This window comes from Vibrio sp. 1402, assembly GCF_033340275.1.
The window spans coordinates 1-1285 of the sequence record NZ_JAWOWE010000063.1; the positions used below are offsets into that span (position 1 = coordinate 1).

At 46.7% G+C, this 1285-nt stretch carries 2 protein-coding genes; both read left to right on the forward strand.

Annotated elements, in window-relative coordinates:
- Window positions 1–734: putative bifunctional diguanylate cyclase/phosphodiesterase (locus tag R7044_RS24105; RefSeq protein ID WP_225455861.1), on the forward strand; the 734-nt coding region annotated here is incomplete at its 5' end.
- A gap of 149 nt (window positions 735–883) precedes the next feature.
- The coding region (locus R7044_RS24110; RefSeq protein WP_225455862.1) for a peptidase U32 family protein at window positions 884–1285 on the forward strand (402 nt) is incomplete at its 3' end.

Here is a 1285-nt window from a genome sequence, read left to right on the forward strand (position 1 = left end):
GTCTTGAAGTTTGGTATCAGCCCAAAGTGAACGCCCGTGATTTCAGTATCAATGGCGCAGAGGCTTTAGTACGTTGGAAACATCCGGTTGAGGGCTACATTAGCCCAGGATCATTTATTCCTGTGGCGGAACGAGCAGGTTTGATTGAGCATCTGGGTCGCGTGGTGATGCGTGATGTATTCAACACCGTAAAACGCTGGAAACAACAAGGCATTTTGCCGGGTCGCGTCGCGATCAACTTGTCTCCAGAACAGTTTGGCAACCCTCAGTTGATCGACTTTATGGAGAAGCTGCTGCGCACAACCGAACTTGATCCAAGTTGCATCACGTTTGAGCTAACGGAAAGCGCGGTGATGAGTGACAGCGAACATACGCTGCAAATGCTGAATGCGATTAAAAAGCTGGGCTTTGCTTTGTCGATCGACGACTTTGGAACTGGGTATTCGTCACTGTCGTATTTAGCTCGTTTCCCGATTGATGAACTAAAAATCGACCGAGCATTCATTAATGACATTGACGCCCTGCCAAAACAGGTGACCGTCATCGAGAACATCATCAACTTGGGCAAATCTTTGGAACTAACGGTCGTTGCAGAAGGCGTAGAAACGCATCAGCAAGCTACTTTGCTTTCCAACCTTCAATGTAACTCGATTCAAGGTTTTCATTTCTACCGACCTCAACCAAAACATGAAATCGAAGAGTTGTTTGTGCAAAACCGCCGCCACAAAAACTGATCCCCCTACTTCGTCAAATCAAACCTTTACCCCTACTCTCAAGGGGTAAATATTGAGTTTATTGAGCTAAACCTAACTTAGGTCAAATTAGCTATTCATAATTCTTCATAAAATGCGGGCACCTTTTCCTTCTCTATGATTGTGAGCATATGGAACTCTTGTGTCCCGCGGGTAACCTGCCTGCGCTAAAAACCGCGATTGATTGCGGTGCAGATGCCGTGTACATCGGCTTCAAAGACGATACCAACGCGCGTCACTTTGCTGGTTTGAACTTCAACGGTAAAAAGCTAGAAAAGGCCGTGCAATATGTGCATGACCACAACAAAAAGATCCACGTTGCACTCAATACCTTTGCCCATCCAAACGGTTTTGAACGCTGGACGAACGCCGTCGATAATGCAGCGGCATTGGGCGTAGATGCACTGATTGTCGCTGACATTGCTGTTCTTGAGTACGCTGCTCGCAAATACCCTGAGCTTGAGCTACACCTTTCCGTGCAAGCTTCTGCTACCAACGTAGCTGCGATTGATTTCTACAAGCAAAACTTCAAC